Genomic DNA, 19,486 nt, shown 5'->3' with positions numbered 1-19,486 from the left:
AGGAGCATCGGAACGGCAGAAACGGTAAGTCGAACTCCTCGTATGGGAGGCTCGTCCGGGCTCGCCTCAGCGGAGGTGGCCGCCGGCGAGGTGGACGTCGCAGCGATCGGCGTCGTAGCCGGCGTCGGAGAGCCCGGTCCCGAGCGCGAAGACCGTCTCGCCGAGCATCGCCATCGACGCCTCGCCGCCCGCGTCGGCGACGTCCTGTATCGCCTCGCGGAGCCGCGGGGTCAGCAGGTCGGCCTCCCGGGCGAACCGGCGGGAGGCCTGCATGAACGTCTCCAGCGTCGGGTCGGCGACGAGCGTCGACAGCGACTGCTTCCCGGCGAGGGTCAGCTGCTCGGTGTCGCCGGTGATGACCTCCTCCGTCGAGAGCTCGCCGAAGGAGAGGTACTCCACCTGGCCGGCGGCGGGGACGCCGTCCATGGTCCCGTACGCGGGCGCGCCGGGGTCCAGGCGGACCGGGAAGCCGCCGCGGGCCTGCCCGACGACGTCGCCGAGGCCGGTCCCCGACTGGACCTCGGCGCCATGGGCGACGGTGACGAGTTCGTTCTCCGAGAGGCCGCGGTCGAAGACCTCGTTGGCGGCAAGCGCCGTCCCGAGGGCCAGCGCCCCCGAGACGCCGAAGCCGGCGCCGACGGGGACCTCCGTCTCGGCGACGACGCGGGCGTCGACCCGGAGGGCCTCGAGCACGCGGTCGACCGGCTCCACGGCTACGGACTCGCCGTCGAGTTCGAGTCCGTCGCCGGGTTCGACGCGGACGGTCACGCCGTCGCTCAGGGCGACGCCGGCGCCCCGGGAGCCGGCCTTCGTGGGGTCGTCGTCGGGGTGGGCGCTGAAGAACCCGGTCACGTGACCGGGGACGAACGCGCGCGCCGACTCTGTCATGGGACCGCCTGCGACGCCCGCCGAGTTAAGGGTTCTTGCCTGGAGCGCGCTCCCGGCGGCCGGCCTCCATCCCGCGGGGCGCCGCCCGACGGCGGCCGGCCCGACGGACCGGAAGATAAACCGTTTTGATGCGTGGTGGGCGAATAGGGGATAGTGACAAGCCGTGTCTGACCCAGCTTCCGAGACGGACCCGGGCGGTGCGGTGCTCGTCCCAGTGGGGGAGTCGGTCTCACTGCGGAACACGGTCGCCTACGCGGTCGAGACGGCCATCGAGGGCGACGACCCGGCCGTCCACTTCGTGGCGCCGGTCGCGTGGGACGAGTACGACGGCGTCTCCGACCCGGCCCGCGAGGAGACCGAGGACCTGCTCGAGCGGGTCGACGTCTGGGCCCGCGAGGACGCCGGCGACGCCGACCTGTCGGTCGAGACGGCCGTCATCGGCGCCGACGAGTACCTGTTCAGCCCGGACGACTACGCGCGCGTCATCGCGGAGTACGCCGACGCGCACGGCCTCGAACGGGTCGTCGTCGACCCCGAGTACAGCCCGGGCGGCAACGTCCCGCTGCTCCGGCCGATGGAGGTCGACCTCGCGCGGCGCGGCCTCGCCGTCGAGGAGGCGCCCGTCGAGACGCCGGTCCGCGCGCCGCGCCTGGAACGGGCCGGGGGTGCCCTGCAGTTCGGCGCGCTGTTCGGCCTCTCCTTTCTGTTCTACCAGCTTCTCGGCGGCTTCACCATCCTGACCGGCGAGGCCTACGACTTCTACTACGAACTGATCACCGGCGGGTTCGCCGCCGCGGTGGTCGCCGGTGCGCTCCACCGCATCACGCTCGCGCGCCGCCCGGGGGTCCGCCGCTGGTTCGGCATCGCGGCGCGGCTCCTGCTGTTCGTGCCGTACCTCCTCTACGAGATCGTCGTCGCGAACCTCCAGGTGACGTACATCATCCTGCACCCGAAGCTGCCGATCGAACCCCGGATGACCCGGGTGCGCGCCGTCGTGTGGGGGTCGTCGCCGATCACGACGCTGGCGAACAGCATCACGCTGACGCCCGGGACGCTGACGGTCAAGACGGAGGGCCAGGACCTCTACGTCCACTCGCTGTTCGCGGGCGCCCGCGAGGGGCTGTTCGACGGGGGACTGGAGCGGGCCACGCGGTTCCTCTTCTACGGCCGCGGCTCGCTGCCGGTCGCCTCGCCCGAGGAGCGGGACGATGCCGAAGTGCTCCAGGAGGGTGAGGACTGATGCTGACGGAGGCGTTCCTGGCCACGGCGACGGCGCTGGCGGTCCTCGCCATCCTCGTGCTCTACCGCGCGGTCAAGGGCCCGACGACGCAGGACCGCGTCATCGCCGTCAACGTCCTGGGGACGAACACGGTCGTCATCCTCGCGGTGCTGGCGGTCGCGCTGGACAGCCAGTCGTTCCTCGACATCGCGCTCGTCTACGCGCTGTTGAACTTCGTGATGGCCGTCGCCATCTCCAAGTTCACCGTCAAGCGGGGTGACGTCATATGAACGTCCAGGAGGTGGCCGTCGTCGCGCTGCTGGCCGGCGGCGTCTTCTTCACGTTCGTCTCCGCCGTCGGCGTCCTGCGGCTGCCGGACGTCTACGCCCGGGCGCACACGGCCTCCCAGACGGACACGCTCGGCGCCGGGCTCGTCGTCGCTGCCGTGGTCGTCGCCTACGGCTTCGAGACGGAGGTCATCAAGGCGCTGTTGCTCCTCGTGTTCATCTTCGTGACGAACCCGACGGCGGCCCACGCCGTCGCCCGCGCCGCGTACGCGGAGGGAGTCGAACCGTGGACGGAGGGGGACGAGCGACGATGAGCGCAGTCGGGTACGCGCTGGCCGCGTTCGTCGTCGCGACCGCACTCGCGACCGCCGCCCTCCGGGACACGCTGGCGGCCATCGTCGTCTTCGCCGCCTACAGCCTCGGGATGGCGCTGTTCTACACGCTCCTGCTCGCGCCGGACGTCGCCATCACCGAGGCGGCAATCGGCGCCGGCGTCACGACGGTCCTGCTGTTGGTCACCATGGCGAAGACGACGCGGCCGGCGACCGACCGCGTCCTCGAGCGTGTCGACTGGCCCGCGGCGTTCGTCTGCGCCGGCCTGGCCGGCGTGATGCTGTACACCGTCGGCGCGATGCCCGTCGAGAACTTCGCCGGCGGCCTGACGCCGGTCACCGGCAACCCCGAGGTGACCGGCCACTACCTCGCGGAATCGTACCACGAGACGCACGTGCACAACACCGTGACGGCGGTGCTGGCGGCCTACCGCGGCTTCGACACCTTCGGCGAGGCCGTGGTGGTCTTCGCCGCCGGCGTCGCCGTCCTCGTCGTCCTGCAGCGGGAGGAATTCATATGAGTCAGCCGGATACCGACGCCCCGTACACGGAAAGCGAGATAATCATGACCACCGTCAGGTTCGTCACGCCGTTCGTCCTCACGTACGGCCTCTTCATGACGTTCCACGGCGCCGACTCGCCGGGCGGCGGCTTCCAGGGCGGCGCGCTCGTCGGCGTCGTCGTCCTGCTGCTGGCGTTCGCCTTCGGCGCCCGGCCGACGCGGGAGTGGATCGGCAACGGCCTCGTGACCGGCCTCGCCGCCGGCGGCGTGCTCGTCTTCGCCGGCGTCGGCCTCGCCGCGCTCAGACTCGGCGGTAACTTCCTCGAGTACGACCGGTTCGTGCCGCTGCTCGGCGCCGACGGCACGAAGTACGGGATGGAGGCCATCGAGATCGGCGGCGTCTCCGCCATCGTCGCCGGCGTCATCATGGGGCTGTTCTTCCTCACCGCCGCCGGCTACGCCGGGGGTGAGAACCGATGATGGAGGTCCCGGTCCTCCAGGTGGACTTCCTGGCCACCCGGTACGCCTACGCGACGTTCGCCGTGCTGTTCGCCACCGGGCTGTACATGATGGTGGCCAGCCCCAACCTCGTGAAGAAGGTCATCGGGCTGAACCTCTTCCAGAGCGCTATCTTCCTGTTCTTCATCTCGATGGCGTACGTCGCCGGCGCCGAGGTCCCCGTCGTCCCCTCGGCGGGCGGCGCGGTCGGCGAGTACGTCAGCCCGCTGCCGCACGTCATCGTGCTGACCGCCATCGTCGTCGGCGTCAGCCTCACCGCGGTCGCGCTGGCGCTCATCGTCCGCATCTACTCGGAGTACGGCACGCTCGACGAGCACACCATCCGGGAGGTGGCCGATGAGTAACCTCGAACTCCCGCTGCTCGTCGCCGTCCCCATCGTCGCGGCGACGCTGCCGCTGCTGTTCGGCCTCAAGTTCGACGAGGTCGGGTGGCCGGTCGCGCTGCTCGCGACGCTCGTCGAGACCGGCCTCGCCGCCCGGGTCGTCGGGCGGGTCTACGCCGGCGAGCGCTACTTCCACCAGCTCGGCGGCTACGACCGGCAGTACGGCATCGAGCTGGCCGCCGACGGCCTCTCGGCGGGCGTCGTCGCGCTGATCGCCGTCGTCGCGCTGCTCGTCCTCGGGTTCGCCCGGCGGGCCGGCCCGCGGCGGAACAGCTTCTACAGCGCCTACCTGCTGCTGCTGGCCGGGCTGATGGGCGTCTCGCTCACCGGGGACGTGTTCAACCTGTTCGTCTTCCTGGAGATTACCGGACTGGCGACGTACGCGCTGGTCGCGGCCGACCGCTCCGGTCGAGCGGCGCTCGCGGCGCTGAAGTACCTCATCCTCGGGACCGCCGGGGCGTCGCTGTACCTCGTCGGCGTCGGCTACCTGCTGCTGGCGACCGGGACGCTGAACATGGCCGAACTGGCTGGGACGCTCGGCTCGGAGGTCGCCTACACCGACCCGATGGTCGTCGCCTCCTTCGGCTTCGTCGCGGTCGGCCTCTCGGTCAAGGCGGCCGTCTTCCCGCTGCACACCTGGATGCCGGACGCCTACGCCGAGTCGCCGGACACGGTGACCGCCTACATCTCCGGGCTGGCGTCGACCGTCGGCGCGTACGCGCTCGCGCGGCTGATCTACTCGGTGTACACCGTCGAGTTCTTCGCGGCGGTCCCGCTGGCCCAGCGCGCGTTCGTCGCCGCGGCGACCCTCAGCGTCGTCGCCGGGAGCGTCCTCGCGGTGACCCAGTCGGAGGTCAAGCGGATGCTGGCGTACTCCTCCGTCGCGCAGTTCGGGCTGGTCGTCGCCGCCTTCGGCCTCGCCACCGAGCAGGCCGTCCTCGGCGGCGCCATCCACCTCGTCGGCCACGGGCTGATGAAGTCCGGGCTGTTCCTCGCCGTCGGCGTCCTCGGACTCGCTCACGGCACCCGGGACGTCGGGGGGTACGCCAACCTCGGCTACCGGTCGCCCGTGACCGTCGCCGCCCTGGGCGTCCTGCTGCTCGGCCTCGTCGGCGTCCCGCCCTCCATCGGCTTCCTCGGCAAGTGGTACATCGCGTGGGGCGCCGTCGAGGCCGGCGCGCCCGTGGTGGCGGGCGTCGTCCTGTTCAGCACGCTGCTGACGCTGCTGTACGCCGCCCGCCTGCTCGAGACGCTGTACTTCCGCCCCGCGGACGACGCCGAACCCGCGGGTCCCTCGCCGACCGCCGACGGGGCAGTGCGGTCCGACGGCGGTGACGCGTCCGCCGACCCGGACGCCGACCCCTCCGTCTCCGTCGGCATGGTCGCGGTGACGGCCCTCGTCGCCGCGCTGACGGTCGCGCTCGGCTTCGCCGGGCCGGCCTTCGAGACGCTGCTGGCTCCCTTCATGGAGGTGTTCCTCTGATGGACGACCTACGCCCACTGTACGCCGTGCTGGTGTCGCTCGTCGCGATGTTCGGCATCTTCGCCGCGCACCGACGTCCCAACGTCCGCGAAGCCGTCACGATCGTCGCCGCCTTCGCGAAGTTCGGCATCGTCGCGTCGATGGTCCCGGGCGTCCTCGCGGGCGAGACCTACGAGTTCTCCGCCGGCGAGTTCGTCGCCGGCGTCGAGTTCGTCCTCCGGGCCGACCCCCTGGGGACGCTGTTCGCCTTCCTCGCGAGCCTGCTGTGGATCGTCACCTCGTTCTACAGCATCGGCTACATGCGCGGCCTCGAGGAGCACGGCCAGACGCGGTACTTCGCGTCGTTCGCCGCCTCGCTGTCGGCGACGATGGGCATCGCCTTCGCCGGCAACCTCGTCACCATCTTCCTGTTCTACGAGCTGCTGTCGGTGGCGACGTACCCGCTTGTCGCCCACGACGAGACCGGCGAGGCCCGCTCGGCGGGCCGGAAGTACCTCGCCTACACGATGTTCGGCGGCGGCGTCCTCGTCCTCGCCGGGACGGTACTGGTCTTCTGGCTGGTCGGCACCGTCACGTTCACCGCCGGCGGCATCGAGGGGCTGGCGGCGATCGACCCGATGTACGCCCGCCTCGCATACGCCATCCTGGCCATCGGCTTCGGCGTCAAGGCCGGGCTCATGCCGCTGCACCAGTGGCTCCCGGTCGCGATGGTCGCGCCGACGCCCGTCTCGGGGCTACTGCACGCCGTCGCGGTCGTGAAGTCCGGCGCCTTCGGCGTCGCGCGCGTGACGCTGTACGTCTTCGGCCCCGAACTCGCCTACGACCTCGGGATGGCGGTCCTGGTTTCGGGGCTGGCGGCGTTCACGCTGCTGGCGGCCTCGTTCATCGCCATCCGCAAGGACCACCTCAAGCAGCGGCTCGCGTACTCGACGGTCAGCCAACTCAGCTACATCGTCCTCGGGCTGGGGCTGTTCGGCTGGCACGGGCTCGTGGGCGCGTTGCTGCACATCCCCGCCCACGCGTTCATGAAGCTCACCCTGTTCTTCTGTGCCGGCGCCATCCACGTCGAGACCCACACCGACCACATCTCGAAGATGGCCGGCATCGGCAGGCGGATGCCCGTCACCCTGGGCTGCTTCGCGCTCGCCGCCGCCGGCATGGCCGGGATGCCGCTGTTCGCGGGCTTCGTCTCGAAGTACTACATGCTGATCGGCGGCCTCGAGATGGGCGGCGTCGGCCTCTACCTCGCCGGCGCGCTGCTCGTCTCCGGCGTCCTCAACGTCGCGTACTTCTGGCCGGTGGTGTACACGGCGTTCTTCGAGACCGAGGACGACCACGACGCCAAACCGGTCGTCGACTTCCGGCCCGGCGGCGAGCGGCGGTCCGTGCTGCCGAAGGCCGACGGCGGGAACCCGATCGACGACGCGGAATCGGACGACGCCGAAGCCGACGCGGAGGACGGGACGAGCGCTGACGGCGACGCGGACGAGGACGTCGAGATCGACCCCGCCGACCTCCAGCCGGACTTCTCGGGGGCGTCGGGGGAGCGCCGGGACTACAGCGAGCCGGCGCCGCTCGTCGACGGCGAGTACGCCGTCGACCAGAACCCGAGCGACCACGTCGTCGAGGAGGAGTTCGACGGGCCCGAGACGACCACCCCCGCCGACGACGAGGCGCCGAGTCCGGAGCACCACGACGACGGCCACGGAGGCGCCCACCACGAAGGCCCGCCGGCCGAGGGCTGGCGGCGGCTCACGCCCCGGGAGGCGCTCCTCGGGCGGGAGACCACCTGGTTCATGCTCGGCCCCATCGTCGCCGCCGCGACGGGCGCCATCCTGCTCGGCGTCGTCCCGGACCAGGCGGTCTTCCTCGACCTCATCGAGGTCATCGTCGACAGCGTGGTCGCCGGGACGGAGGTGGCGCGATGATCGAGTCGGTCCCGCCGTTCGCGTACGTGCTCGCGGCCGCCTTCCTGGTCGCGGTGCTGCCGGCCCGCGTCGGACACCTCCTCGGCGGCCTGGCGACGGCCGCCGTCGGCGTCCAGGCGCTCCTGCTCGAGAACGGGACGTACCTGGACGCGGGGTTCCTCGGGTTCGACGTCGTCTTCCTCAACGTCGACGACCCGGCGCGGCTGGTCGCCGTGGCGGTCGCCACGCTCGCGACCGCCGCCGTTCTCTACGCCGCCGCGACGGACGTCGACCGCGTCCGGACCGCCTTCGCGCTCTCGTACGTCGCCAGCACCGTCGGCGTCGTCTTCGCGGGCGACTGGCTGACGCTGATCTTCTTCTGGGAGCTGATGGCGGTGACGTCGACGCTCCTGGTGTGGCACTACGGCGGCGAGGCGGTCCGCGCCGGCTTCCGGTACGCGCTGTTCCACGCGACCGGCGGGACGATACTGCTGGCCGCCGTGGTCGTCCACTACGCCTCGGTCAGGTCGTTCCACTACGCCGACAACTTCGGTATCGCCGAGGCCGCCGTCCCGCTGGCGGCGGTCGGCATCGGCATCAACTGCGGGTTCATCTTCCTGCACTCCTGGCTGCCCGACACCTACCCCCGGCCGCACGTCGCGTCGTCGGTGTTCCTGTCGGTCTTCACGACGAAGACCGCCGCCTACGTCATGTACCGGGCGTTCCCAGGCGAACAGCTGTGGCTCGCCTACATCGGCGGCGCGATGGCAGTCTACGGCGTCTTCTACGCCCTGCTGCAGTACGACCCGCGGCGCCTCCTCACCTACCACATCCAGGCGCAGGTCGGGTACATGCTGGTCGGCATCGGCCTGGGGACCGAGCTCTCAACCGCCGGCGGGCTCGCCCACATGTTCAACAACGTCCTGTTCAAAGCGCTGCTGTTCATGGCCGTCGGCGTCGTCATCTACCGGACCGGCGAGGAGCACATCAAGAACCTCGGCGGCCTCTGGAACGTGATGCCACTGACGTTCCTGGCGTACCTGATCGGCGCGGCCTCCATCACGGCGGTCCCGGGGACCAACGGCTTCATCTCGAAGGGGATGGTCCTCGACGAGGCCCACCACGTCCACAACTACGAGTTCGGGCTCTCGGGGACGGCCGCCTACGGCGACGTCCTCTGGTGGGCGCTCATCGTCGGCGCCGTCGGGACGTTCATGTCGTTCGTCAAGCTGGGCTACTACATCTTCTTCCACGGCGAGAACACCGTCGAACCGGCGGACGCGACGCCCGGCCAGACCGTCGCGATGCTCGCCGTCGGCGGTTTCTGCCTGCTCTACGGGCTCGTCCCAGACCTGCTGTTCGAGCTGCTGCCGCTGTCGGCGGAGGCGATCTCGGAGCTGCACCCTTACAGCACGGGCCACCTGGTCGAGAGCGCGGTCCTGCTCGTCGTCGGCTTCGCGGCGTTCTTCGCGCTGAAGGGCCCCATCGGGCGGCTCGCGTCGATGCCTGACGTCGACCGGGTGCTGTTCCCCGCAGCCTTCTATAGCGGCTGCGGCCTCGTCTGGGGGATCACGGAGCTGTGGGCGGCCGTCGACCGCGTCGTCATGGCGACGGCGGGCGCGTCGATGCGCGTCGGCTCGGACCCCGGCGGCTACGCCTACCGGGCCGCCGAGCGTGTCCCCGGGGTCGCCGTCGAGGGACTGCCGCGCGAGGCTGACCGCCGCTCCCTGCGGCTCCGCGCCTCCGTCGGCACGAGCGTCTTCATCGCCATCGCCGTGCTGTTCGGCGCGCTCGCCGTCCTCCTGGCGTACCTGTAGGACGGCGTCACCCGGGGCTTTCGAGTCGTCCTGTTCTCGAAATCAGTCGACTACCATCGACCGTCGGTCGTATCTCATACCCGGGGCTACCGCTGGGTGACGTGAAAGAACGAGAAGGTGTGGGCGTTCGAACGTGGAGACCGCAGTCGAGTCGCGCCGGGTCGAATTACGCCGAGAGGTTCGCGCTCTCGGTGACGTCCTCGACCTGCCGGGTGACGTCCTCGACCTGGGTCTGGAGCGTCTCGGCCTGCTCCTCGAGCTGCTGCTGGATCTCCTCGATCTGCTCTTCGAGCTGCTGCTGGAACTCCTCGCCGCGGTTCTCCAGTTCGGTCTCGAGCTCGTCGATCTGGTCCTCGAGGTTCTCGACGGCCTCGACGGTCTGGTCCTCGAGGTCCTCGTTGACCTCGACGATGGCCTGGACCTGCTCGTCGAGCTGCTCGAGGAAGTTCTCGAGGAACTCGTCGACGGACTCGTTGCCCTCCTGGAGATTCTCCTCGAAGGCGTCGAAGGCGTCGGCCTGGCTGTCCTCGATGGTGTCGAGCTGCTCCTCGACGGTCCCGCGGAACTCGACGACGACGTCCTGCTGGCCGGGGACGGCCGCATCGAGGGCGTCGAAGTACGCGTCGACGCTGGAGCGGAAGAGGTCGTTGCTGCGCTCTTGGACGTCCCGGGTGGTCTGGAGGTTGTCGACGAACGTCTCGTTGACGTTCTGCTGGAACTCGACGCCGCGCTGGACGGCGTCGTAGGTCTGCTCGACGGTGTTGCGCTGCATTTCGAACACGAGGCTTACGGGGGAGTCGTTCTGGCTCATTGTATCTGGAAGGAGGCCTCCCAGCGGTATAAACCTTGCCCCGAAATACCACTCGTTACCATCGAGGTACATTGAGGGACACGGAACAGCGGATGCCGGTCCTTTTGTCGGTGGGTCGATGGTGCGGTCGCTCTCGGTCGATGTCTGTGGAAAGAGAGACTGCGAGCAGACTGTATCGTCTGAGTCCCCGCCCGACGGGTGCGCCGTCGCCTACGGCGACAGGCGCTGCCGGTCCTGCGAGACGCACTCCGTGCGCCTCGCTGGTACCCAACGTCTTCGCCCTACGGGCTCAGACGCTGCCGGTCTCGCGGGAACAGCACCGCCTCGCGGATGTTCCCCAGGTCGAGCATCGTCATCAGGAGGCGCTCGGCGCCGAGGCCCCAGCCGGCGTGCGGCGGGATGCCGTACTGGAACATCTTGGTGTAGTACTCGAAGGCGTCCGGGTCGAGCCCCTGCTGTTCGAAGCCCTCGATGAGCTGCTCGCGGCGGTGCTCGCGCTGGCCGCCCGAGACGAGCTCCATCCGCGGGTGCATCATGTCGAAGCCCGTCGACAGCTCCGCGTCGTCGTCGTGGTCCATGATATAGAACGGCTTGATCTCCGCGGGCCAGTCGGTGATGAAGTAGTGGCCGCCGACGTCGTCGCCGAGGGCCTTCTCGCCCTCCGTCGGCAGGTCGTCGCCCCAGACCAGCTGCTCGTCGAGCTCGCCGGTCGCGTTGATGCGCTCGATGGCCTCCTCGTAGGAGAGCCGGGGGAACGGCGTCTCCGGCGGCTCGAACTCCTCGGCGAGGTCGAGGGCCTCTAGCTGCGTCTCGCAGTTCTCGGCGACGGCCTCGTAGGCGGAGACGACGACGGACTCGCAGACGTCCATCGCGTCGTGGTGGTCGCAGAAGGCGCCCTCGAAGTCGATGGAGGTCGCCTCGTTGAGGTGTCGCGGCGTGTTGTGCTCCTCGGCGCGGAAGATGGGGCCGATCTCGAAGACGCGCTCGAGGTTCGAGCCCGCGATGAGCTGCTTGAACAGCTGCGGGCTCTGGTTCATGAACGCTTCGCGGCCGAAGTACGTGATCGGGAACAGCTCCGTCCCGCCCTCGGTGCCGGTGGCGACGATCTTCGGCGTGTTGATCTCGGTAGCGTCGGCCTCGCGGAACGCCTCCCGAACACCGCGGAGCACCTCGGCGCGGATCTCGAAGATGGCCTGGCCCTCCTCGCGGCGGAGGTCGAGCGTCCGGTTGTCGAGCCGCGTCGAGAGTTCGGCGTCGACCTTCCCGGAGGGGTCAAGCGGCAGTTCCGTGTCGGCCTCCGAGACGACCTCGACGGACTCCGGCGTGACCTCCACGCCGGTCGGGGCGCGGGGCTCCTCCTCGACCTGGCCGGTCACGGAGATGACCGATTCCCGGGCGACCTCCAGTCCCGTCTCCACGAGGTCGTCGTCCATCTCCTCCTTCTCGAACTTCACCTGGATCCGCCCGGTGGTGTCGCGCAGAATGAGGAAGGCGATCCCACCGAGGTCGCGGACTTCGTGGACCCAGCCGGCGACGGTGACCGAATCGCCCGGCTCGGCATCCGCGGTGTACGTGCGGTTCTCCATACCCCGGGTTCACGGGGCCGACCCTTAAGCCCCACTTTTCGGACACGGCGCGGACGGCCGGGGGGACCCGACCCTCGCGAGCGACGCTACGAGAGAAAACGGAGCCGCTGACGGAGGACGGAAGCCGACTTACGGGCTGTAGTCGGGCGACTGCGCCTCGATGGTGTCGGCGATGTCGTCGAGCTGTTCGCCGACGGTCGCGACCACGTCGTCGGTGCTCACGATGCCCGACAGCTGGCCGCCGTCGTCGACGACCGGGAGCCGCCGGACGTTCTCCTCCTGGATGGTCCGGGCGGCCTCGATGGACTCCGCGTCCTCCTGGATCGTGACGGGGTCCTCGGTCATCAGGTCCTCGACGGACTGCTGGGCGACGTCGTCGCCGTCGCCGACCGCCAGCGCGACGTCGCGGTCGGTGACGAGCCCCACCGGCTCGTCGTCCTCCGTGACGACCACGGCGCCGACCTCCTCCGACTCGAACTGGTCGACGACCTCGTCGACCGTCTGGTCCGGCGATACCGTGACGACTTCCTCGGGGCCGAGATTTCCTACGGGCATTGGACCAGGAACTTGCCGCCTCGCGCGGGTGAACGTCACGCCTGCAGATTAAAGTGTGCCGCCGCCGGGAGCGCCGCTCCGTTCAGGCGCCGTCGGCGAGTTCCGCCGCCGCGTCCTTCGCGCCCTCGACCGTCTCGCGGACGGCGTCGACGCCCTCGTCGTGGACGAGGTCGCCGACGATGACGGTGTCGGCCCGCGACCCCATCTCGTAGGCAGAATCGTAGTCGCCGATGCCGCCGCCGTAGAAGACCGTCGCCTCGTCGACGCCGTCGGCGGCGGCCTGCACCACCTCGGGGTCGCCGAGCATCCCCGAGTACTCGACGTAGACGATCTCCTGGCCGAGCATCTGCTCGGCGATCTCCGCGTACGCGGCCACGTCGTCCGCCCCGAGGTCGCAGTCGGCCTGGGTGTAGTCGGCGACCGACGAGTCGGGGTTCAGCACGATGTACGCCTCGGTGTATGTGTGCGTCCAGTCGATGTCGTCGTCGAGTCGGGCCCACTCCTTGTGGGCGCCGGTCATCCAGAAGATGTCGCCGGCGTTGAGCACCACCGGGACGAGGTAGCCGTCGAGGCCGTCGCGGTGGACCACCGCCGCGACGTTCGACGGCTCGATGTAGACCGGGATGTCGTACTTCGTCGTCGCCTCGACGAACCGAGCCATCTTCTCCTCGGTCATGCCCGTCGTGCCGCCGATCTCGAGGGCGTCCGTCCCCGTCGCGCAGACGTCCTCGAACGTCTCGCCCTCCACGAGCGTCTTGTCGGGGTCGATCTTGACGACGTGATCCCAGTCGGCCCAGGGCGCGCTCATACCCCGTGAGAGCGAGCGGTCGGCTAAAATATTGTCGTATTGCCTCACCGGGCCGCGGGCGGGAAGGTCACGTTCCGGGTGTAGGTGATGCGGTCGTCTTGGTAGGTGGATTCGACAGAAACGTCGTAGATAGCGGTATTCGTATATGGTTTCTCATTACTGTTGGGTGAGTCCTTGAATACGTCGTGATTACAAGACATACCGAGTGTCAGGATACATTCGAGTGTCCCCATCGCACTCCCGATGATACCGTCGTCTTCGTATTCTTCACTTACGCTATCCCTGAATGCGACTTCCTCTTTGTCGACGATGAACTGGTAAGAGCCAGCAACTTCGTCTGCTCCGACGTAATAGAGGTTGTACTCATCAGGCGCGAATGCGTCTTGTAGTGCAGGACAATCAGTTCGATCGTCTTCACTTACTAGCTCTCCAGATGTGAATCGGATTGTTGCAGCATCTCCCTTCACGCTACAAACCGACCGAATCGTCTCATTCTGAACTATGTCCCCATCTCGTTCCAGTTCGGTGGTGACGGCAGCGACGGAGTTGTTGACGGTGTCGTTGACGAGATATATCCTCCACATCTCGTCTCCGCCTTCAGTTTGCACCCAGAATTCGTCGCTACCCGTCAATGCGGTATCGGTCAGGTCGACGAGGTCAGCGATGAGACCCTGGCGAGTTTGCTTCAAGGAGTCCTTCTCAACCGTCATCTCGAAATCACGGACTTCCGAGTCAGTCACTACCAGCCAGGTTGTACGTCCCTCGATGCCCAGTGGATCAATTGTCAGATCAAGCACCGACTGATCGAGATCGTCGTCAGCTGGCATGAAATCGACCGTATCACGTTGTACCACTCGTGTGCCGTTCGTAATGCTATTCAACTCGGTAATGTAACTCCTCCCGTTACGGGCTTCCCTTCCTCCCATGAGAGTATTCCACGTGCTCACGTTTTGACGGATACGAGAACGGCGGACAGAGTAACTGCTGTCCTCATCGATAGCGTAATTCGCATTATCGATCGACCCTTGCAGCCGATCTTCGGTCACTGTATCGACTGACATCGCCTCGGCCGTACTCGTGTCGCCCCGCGTGGCCATGTTCTCGGTGTAGATGGCACTGTTGAGCACGAGCGCCAGTCCGACGAAAATGACGGCGAGCAACAGAGCGGCGATAATGATGATTTGGCCAGACTCGTCTCTGTTCCAGGTTCCCATCCTCGTTACCTCTTCTCACGTCAATGGGTCACAGATACTTAAACAACTGGTAATAACAGGCTAGATTCCGGTGCTGAAACGCTCTAGAAAGGGGAAAACCGGATATCAGTCCGCGGCCGCGCCCGCGCTGGCCTGGGTCTGCCACTCGCGGATGCGGTCCTCGGAGACGCCCTGGACCTCGCTGGCGACCGAGGCGGCGTCGGCGCCCTGGAGGTCCTCGAGGGACTCGATGCCGGCGGCGGCGAGCTTCTCGGCGGTCTTGGCGCCGACGCCGTCGAGGTCCTCGATCTCCGAGGCGGCCTGTCGCTCCTGGTACTCCGCGTAGTTGCAGATGGGACAGCCCAGCTCCCAGGGGTCGTCGTCGTCCTCGCCGTCGCGGACGTGGAGGTGCGGGAGGCCGTGCTCGTCGCAGGTCTCCTCTGTCACCACGATGTCGCCGCGGCGGGGCAGCGGCAGCGAGTACTCGCAGTCGGGGTAGCGGGTGCAGCCGACGAGCCGGGAGCCCGAGCGGAGCTGCTTGATGGCGAGTTCGCCGTCGTGTTCGTCACCACACTCGGGGCAGGCGCCGATGACCTCGTCGTCGGCCTCGTCGGCCTCCTCGGCCTTGCAGCGCGGGCAGCCGTGGACGTAGGTGCTCCGGCCGGCGAGCATCTTGACGTGCCGGAGGTCGTGCTCCTCGCAGCGCTCGTCGAGGACGGTCGGCTCGCCCTGGCTCGGCAGCGGGAGGGTGTTCTCGCACTCGGGGAAGCCGTCGCAGCCGACGAAGTACGACCCGCGGCGCGAGCGCCGGACGAGGAGGTCCTCGCCGCACTCGGGGCAGGGACCGAGGGTCTTGTCGGCCTTCATCGACTCGCGGAGGTGCTCGCCGATCTCCTCGCGGGAGTCGTGGAGCTCGTCGAAGATGACCGAGAGCATCTCGCGGGACTCCTCGGTGACGTCCTCGAGGCCCTTCTCGCCCTCGGCGATGGCGCGCATGTCGGCCTCGAGCTGGGCGGTCATGTCTTCGTCGACGATGCGGTCGGCGAACTCCTCGGCGGCCTCGACGACCGCCATCGCCAGCTTCGTCGGCCGCGGCGGGTCGCTCTCGATGTAGCCGCGGTCGTAGAGCTTCTGGAGGGTGTTGTGCCGGGTCGCCTTCGTCCCGAGGCCGAGATCCTCCATCGTCTCGATGAGCCGCGACTGGCCGCGCCGGCGGGGCGGTTGGGTCTGCTTCTCCTCGATGCGGGCCTCGGTGACGTCGAGCACCTCGCCCTCCTCGACGGCGGGGACGTAGTTCTCGGAGGTCGAGAAGTACGGGTAGACGTCGTGGTAGCCGGCCTCGACGAGCCGCTTGCCGTTGGACTTCAGCAGGCAGCCGTTGGCGTCGGCGACGACCTTCAGGTGCTCCCACTCGGCCGCGTCGGCGACCGTCGCGAAGAACCGCCGGACGACGAGTTCGTAGACCTTCCACTCGTCGTCGGAGAGGTCCTGCTTGCCGGGGATCTCGCCGGTCGGGTGGATCGGCGGGTGGTCGGTCGTCTCCTCGTCGCCCGAGGTCGGGTCGACCTCGTCGGCCTCGAGCAGCGCCTCGGCGTCGTCGCCGAAGGGGTGGTGGCCGACGAAGTCCTCGAGCAGCTCCTCGGGGTCGAGGTCGTCGGGGTAGACCGTGTTGTCGGTCCGCGGGTAGGTGATGTAGCCGGCGGTGTACAGCTCCTCGGCGACGCTCATGGCCTTCTGGGCCGACAGCCCGAGCGACCCGGCCGCGCGGATGTACTGGGTGGTGTTGAACGGCTCCGGCGGGTCGTCGGTGCGGCGCCGGCGGTTGACCGACTCGACGATGGCTTCGCGGGCGCCCTGCAGTTGCTCGAAGGTCTCCGAGGCGCGCTCCTCGTCCCAGAGGCGCTCGTTCTCCGTGCCGTCCTCGCGGTAGAAGTACTGGGACTCGAACTCCTCGTCGTCCTTCTGCAGATCGGCGAACAGCTCCCAGTAGTCGTCGGGGTCGAACGCCTGGATCTCCCGTTCGCGGTCGACGATGAGCTTCAGCGTCGGCGACTGCACCCGGCCGACGGAGATGAAGTCGTCGCCGAGCTGCTTGGCCGACAGCGACAGGAAGCGCGTCAGCGCCGCGCCCCACAGCAGGTCGATGATCTGGCGGGCCTCGCCGGCCGCCGCCAGGTCGAAGTCGAGGTCGTCGGGGTTCGCGAACGCGTTCTTCACCTCGTTCTCCGTGATGGAGGAGAAGCGGACGCGCTTGATCGGGACGTCCGCGACCTCGTCGATGAGTTCGTAGGCCTCCTTGCCGATGAGCTCGCCCTCGCGGTCGTAGTCGGTCGCGATGACGGCCTCGTCGGCGTCCGCCGCGAGCTGCTGGAGGGTCCGGACGATGTTCTCCTGGGTCGGCGTCTTCACGACCTGGGCGTCGACCAGCTCGACGGGCTGGACGTCCCGCCAGTCGGAGTACTCGGGCGGGAAGTCCACGCCGACGACGTGGCCGGAGAGGCCGACGCAGCGCTTGTCGCCCCAGCGGTACACGTTGACGCCGTTGCGCCGTTCGGCCGACGCGCCGCCGTCGGAGAGGATCTCCGCGATCCGGCGGGCGGCGTTGTCCTTCTCGGTGACGATGAGTTCCACGTTGCCGTCGAGTACGCCGACTCCGGGTTTCAACCTTTCGTCGCAAGAGTCTTCAGACCGCGGTACAGCACGCCTGCGTGCGTGTGAGGGCGTGCGACGGGCGCTCGCGTGCGCGGACGCACGGTGAGCTATCCCCCGGCCTGCGGACGGCTCCCGGCTGCGCTCCGGGTCGCCGGCGGGGTTCCGGCACGCTCTTGGCACGTCGGCGACGACGTCCGGTATGGACGAGGCCGCCGCCCGGAAGCTCCGGTTCGTCGCCCTGCAGGTGGTCGGCGCCGTCGCCGTCATCCACCTCGTGGCCGGCGCCGCGGAGCTGGCCCGCTTCGCCAACGCGGGGCTGCTGGTCACCTACCTCACGGGCGACCAGTTGCTGAGCCAGCCCGAACCGCTGCTGTTCACCGTCTCCGCGCTGGCTATCCTGGCGGGCGTCCTCGCGGTCGGCCTCGGCTACCTCGACTACCGGAAGGCCTACGCGCTCGGGATCGCGATGATGGCCGTCTACCTGCTGAGCTGGCTGGCCTGGCACTCCTTCCTCGACCACGGGCTGTTCGGCGGCGGCGAGCAGGCGGCCGAGGACCACAGCCACGCCGGGCTCGTCGAGATTCTGGCGACCCACTACGTCGAACCGATGGTCGGAATCTTCACCGGCGCCGACCAGCCCGGGCAGGTCACCCTCGCCGTGATCTCGAAGACCCTCGAGACGGTCGCCGCCGCGGTGCTCCTCGCGCTGTACCTCCTGGACCCCCGCGTCGAGGACCCGGAGAACCCGGTGGTGGCGATGGGCGGCGAGACGGAGGAGAACTGAGCGCCGTCGAACCGAGGGGCCCGACTACTCCAGCTCTTCGCGCAGGAGTTCGTTGACCGTCCCGGGGTCGGCGCTGCCCTGGGTCTTCTGCATCACCTGTCCGACGAGGAAGTTCAGCGCGCCGTCCTCGCCTTCGTGGTAGTCCTCGACGGCGTCGGGGTTCTCCTCGATCGCCTCGGTGACGGCGTCGGCGACGACGTCCTCGCCGGTCTTGCCGAGGTCCTCCTCCTCGACGACGGTCTCGGGGTCGAGGCCGTCGTCGAGCATCCGCCGGAGGACCGTTTCCTCGGCGTTCTTGACGGTGATCTCGTCCTCGTCGACGAGTTCGACGAGGCGGGCGAACTCGTCGAGGCGGTCGTCGACGTCCGTGATCGCCATGTCGCGGTAGTTCAGTTCGCCGAGGAGGTTGTCGGCGACCCACGTCGCCGCGAGGTCGGGGTCGAACGCCTCGGCGATCCGCTCGTAGAAGTCCGCGACCTGCTTCGTCGAGGTGAGCTTCGAGGCCGACTCGGCGTCGAGGCCGTACTCCTCGCGGAAGCGCTCGCGGCGGGCGTCCGGCAGTTCGGGGATGTCGATCTCCGCCTTCCAGTCGCTGACCCGGAGCGGCGGCAGGTCGGCCTCCCGGAAGTAGCGGTAGTCCTTCTCCTCCTCCTTCGAGCGCATCGAGACGGTGATGCCGCGGGACTCGTCCCAGTGGCGGGTCTCCTGTTCGACCTCGCGGCCGCGCTGGATGGCGTTCTTCTGGCGGGTCTCCTCGTAGGCCAGCGCCTTCTCGGCGCCCTTGTGGCTGGAGATGTTCTTGACCTCGGTGCGGTTGGCACCCTCGAGGGTCGCCTCGCTGACGGCGCCCGCGTCGTCGATCTCGTCGGCGTCGACGATGGAGAGGTTGGCGTCGACCCGGAGGCTGCCGTCGCGGGTGGCGTCGAAGACGCCGAGGTACTCGAGGACCTCCTCGAGCTTCGCGAGGAAGGCGCGGGCCTCGTCGGCGCCGCGGAAGTCCGGCGCGGTGACGATCTCCAGCAGCGGCGTGCCGGCCCGGTTGTAGTTGACCATCGTGTACTCGGCGGTGTCGATGGAGCCGCCGGCGTGCTGGAGGCTGCCGGGGTCCTCCTCGAGGTGGGCCCGCTCGATGCGGACGGTCCGGCGCTCGCCGCCGACGGAGAACTCGAGTTCGCCGCCGTCGCAGATGGGCGCGTCGTACTGGGTGATCTGGAAGTTCTTCGGGAGGTCGGGGTAGTAGTAGTTCTTCCGGTGGAAGCGGGTCTCCTCGGGGATGTCGGAGTCCAGCGCCTTGCCGACCTTCACGGCGGCCTCGACGGCGCCCTCGTTGAGGACGGGGAGGGCGCCCGGCAGGCCAAGACAGACCGGGCAGGTCCGGGTGTTCGGGGCCTCGTCCTCCTCGGCGTCCGTCGAACAGCCGCAGAAGATCTTCGTCGCCGTCTCGAGCTGGACGTGGACCTCCAGCCCGATGACGGCCGCGAGGTCTCGCTGCTCGGCGGTCTGTGCGGTCATTGGTGTGTGATTTTCGCCCGGACGCTTTAGCCTAACGAACGGGTCGGGCCGGACGGCCGCCGAGGCGACGGCGGCAGCGCCGGGAGCGACGCCGCCGGGTGACAGGCGCTGGACACGACCGCCTCCTGAGAGGAACCCGGTCCGCGACGACGGGCTGCTTCGACCGGTTCCAGATACTGACGGGTAGCGCCCGTCTGGCGGCCCGGCCGAGCGACTCGTCGGTCGGAAGACCAAGTAGTGAACGTATC

At 68.7% G+C, this 19,486-nt stretch carries 18 protein-coding genes; 10 read left to right on the top strand and 8 right to left on the bottom strand.

The window, feature by feature from the left end; all coding sequences use genetic code 11:
- Positions 1-66 precede the first annotated feature (66 nt).
- A complete protein-coding gene (locus tag HWV07_RS06155; protein ID WP_178333457.1) occupies positions 67-888 on the bottom strand; it encodes a pantoate kinase in 822 nt (273 codons plus the stop codon).
- 202 nt (positions 889-1,090) lie between these two features.
- Between HWV07_RS06155 and HWV07_RS06150 the strand changes: the two genes are divergently transcribed.
- The 9 genes from HWV07_RS06150 to HWV07_RS06110 are packed head-to-tail and all read left to right on the top strand — an operon-like array spanning position 1,091 to position 9,337.
- Positions 1,091-2,128, top strand: a complete 1,038-nt coding sequence (locus tag HWV07_RS06150) for a monovalent cation/H+ antiporter subunit E (protein WP_178333456.1) — start codon at positions 1,091-1,093, stop codon at positions 2,126-2,128.
- Positions 2,128-2,397, top strand: coding sequence for a cation:proton antiporter (locus tag HWV07_RS06145; RefSeq protein ID WP_178333455.1), 270 nt, complete (start codon positions 2,128-2,130; stop codon positions 2,395-2,397). Before HWV07_RS06150 ends, HWV07_RS06145 begins: the two co-directional genes overlap by 1 nt.
- A complete protein-coding gene (gene mnhG, locus HWV07_RS06140) occupies positions 2,394-2,708 on the top strand; it encodes a monovalent cation/H(+) antiporter subunit G (protein WP_178333454.1) in 315 nt (104 codons plus the stop codon). Before HWV07_RS06145 ends, mnhG begins: the two co-directional genes overlap by 4 nt.
- A complete protein-coding gene (locus tag HWV07_RS06135) occupies positions 2,705-3,247 on the top strand; it encodes a DUF4040 domain-containing protein (RefSeq protein WP_178333453.1) in 543 nt (180 codons plus the stop codon). The genes mnhG and HWV07_RS06135 overlap by 4 nt, the downstream gene beginning before the upstream one ends.
- The gene (locus HWV07_RS06130) at positions 3,244-3,708 is read left to right on the top strand and encodes an MnhB domain-containing protein (RefSeq protein WP_178333452.1); all 465 of its coding nucleotides are present in this window, start codon (positions 3,244-3,246) and stop codon (positions 3,706-3,708) included. Before HWV07_RS06135 ends, HWV07_RS06130 begins: the two co-directional genes overlap by 4 nt.
- Positions 3,705-4,091 (top strand): cation:proton antiporter subunit C, encoded by a 387-nt coding sequence (locus HWV07_RS06125; protein ID WP_178333451.1) that lies wholly within the window; start codon positions 3,705-3,707, stop codon positions 4,089-4,091. The genes HWV07_RS06130 and HWV07_RS06125 overlap by 4 nt, the downstream gene beginning before the upstream one ends.
- On the top strand, positions 4,084-5,613 hold the full coding sequence (locus HWV07_RS06120) for a proton-conducting transporter transmembrane domain-containing protein (RefSeq protein ID WP_178333450.1): 1,530 nt from the start codon (positions 4,084-4,086) through the stop codon (positions 5,611-5,613). The genes HWV07_RS06125 and HWV07_RS06120 overlap by 8 nt, the downstream gene beginning before the upstream one ends.
- Positions 5,613-7,541, top strand: coding sequence for a proton-conducting transporter transmembrane domain-containing protein (locus HWV07_RS06115; RefSeq protein ID WP_178333449.1), 1,929 nt, complete (start codon positions 5,613-5,615; stop codon positions 7,539-7,541). Before HWV07_RS06120 ends, HWV07_RS06115 begins: the two co-directional genes overlap by 1 nt.
- A complete protein-coding gene (locus tag HWV07_RS06110; RefSeq protein WP_178333448.1) occupies positions 7,538-9,337 on the top strand; it encodes a Na(+)/H(+) antiporter subunit D in 1,800 nt (599 codons plus the stop codon). The genes HWV07_RS06115 and HWV07_RS06110 overlap by 4 nt, the downstream gene beginning before the upstream one ends.
- 166 nt (positions 9,338-9,503) lie before the next feature.
- Here HWV07_RS06110 and HWV07_RS06105 read toward each other — a convergent pair whose 3' ends face one another.
- The 6 genes from HWV07_RS06105 to HWV07_RS06080 form a co-directional block, all read right to left on the bottom strand.
- Positions 9,504-10,148: a phosphate signaling complex PhoU family protein gene (locus tag HWV07_RS06105; protein WP_178333447.1), complete on the bottom strand. Its 645-nt coding sequence runs from the start codon at positions 10,146-10,148 to the stop codon at positions 9,504-9,506.
- Between the two features lie 281 nt (positions 10,149-10,429).
- A complete protein-coding gene (gene aspS / locus HWV07_RS06100) occupies positions 10,430-11,734 on the bottom strand; it encodes an aspartate--tRNA(Asn) ligase (RefSeq protein WP_178333446.1) in 1,305 nt (434 codons plus the stop codon).
- A 129-nt stretch (positions 11,735-11,863) separates the two neighbouring features.
- A complete protein-coding gene (locus HWV07_RS06095; protein WP_178333445.1) occupies positions 11,864-12,289 on the bottom strand; it encodes a CBS domain-containing protein in 426 nt (141 codons plus the stop codon).
- An 82-nt stretch (positions 12,290-12,371) separates the two neighbouring features.
- Positions 12,372-13,097 carry a phosphoglycerol geranylgeranyltransferase gene (locus tag HWV07_RS06090; protein WP_178333444.1) on the bottom strand — a complete coding sequence of 242 codons (726 nt, stop codon included), beginning with the start codon at positions 13,095-13,097 and terminating at the stop codon, positions 12,372-12,374.
- A 44-nt stretch (positions 13,098-13,141) separates the two neighbouring features.
- Positions 13,142-14,311, bottom strand: coding sequence for a DUF7261 family protein (locus tag HWV07_RS06085; protein WP_178333443.1), 1,170 nt, complete (start codon positions 14,309-14,311; stop codon positions 13,142-13,144).
- Positions 14,312-14,416: 105 nt separating this feature from the next.
- The gene (locus HWV07_RS06080; protein ID WP_178333442.1) at positions 14,417-16,921 is read right to left on the bottom strand and encodes a DNA topoisomerase I; all 2,505 of its coding nucleotides are present in this window, start codon (positions 16,919-16,921) and stop codon (positions 14,417-14,419) included.
- A gap of 220 nt (positions 16,922-17,141) precedes the next feature.
- Between HWV07_RS06080 and HWV07_RS06075 the strand changes: the two genes are divergently transcribed.
- Positions 17,142-17,726: a hypothetical protein gene (locus tag HWV07_RS06075; protein ID WP_178333441.1), complete on the top strand. Its 585-nt coding sequence runs from the start codon at positions 17,142-17,144 to the stop codon at positions 17,724-17,726.
- A gap of 24 nt (positions 17,727-17,750) precedes the next feature.
- Here the strand turns inward: HWV07_RS06075 and gatB are convergent, their stop codons facing one another.
- Positions 17,751-19,238, bottom strand: a complete 1,488-nt coding sequence (gene gatB, locus HWV07_RS06070) for an Asp-tRNA(Asn)/Glu-tRNA(Gln) amidotransferase subunit GatB (RefSeq protein WP_178333440.1) — start codon at positions 19,236-19,238, stop codon at positions 17,751-17,753.
- Positions 19,239-19,486 lie beyond the last annotated feature (248 nt).

This window comes from Natronomonas salina (genome assembly GCF_013391105.1).
GTDB lineage: Archaea > Halobacteriota > Halobacteria > Halobacteriales > Haloarculaceae > Natronomonas > Natronomonas salina.
Note: the sequence above shows the minus strand (reverse complement) of the source record. Positions and strands in the feature narration are given on the sequence as shown.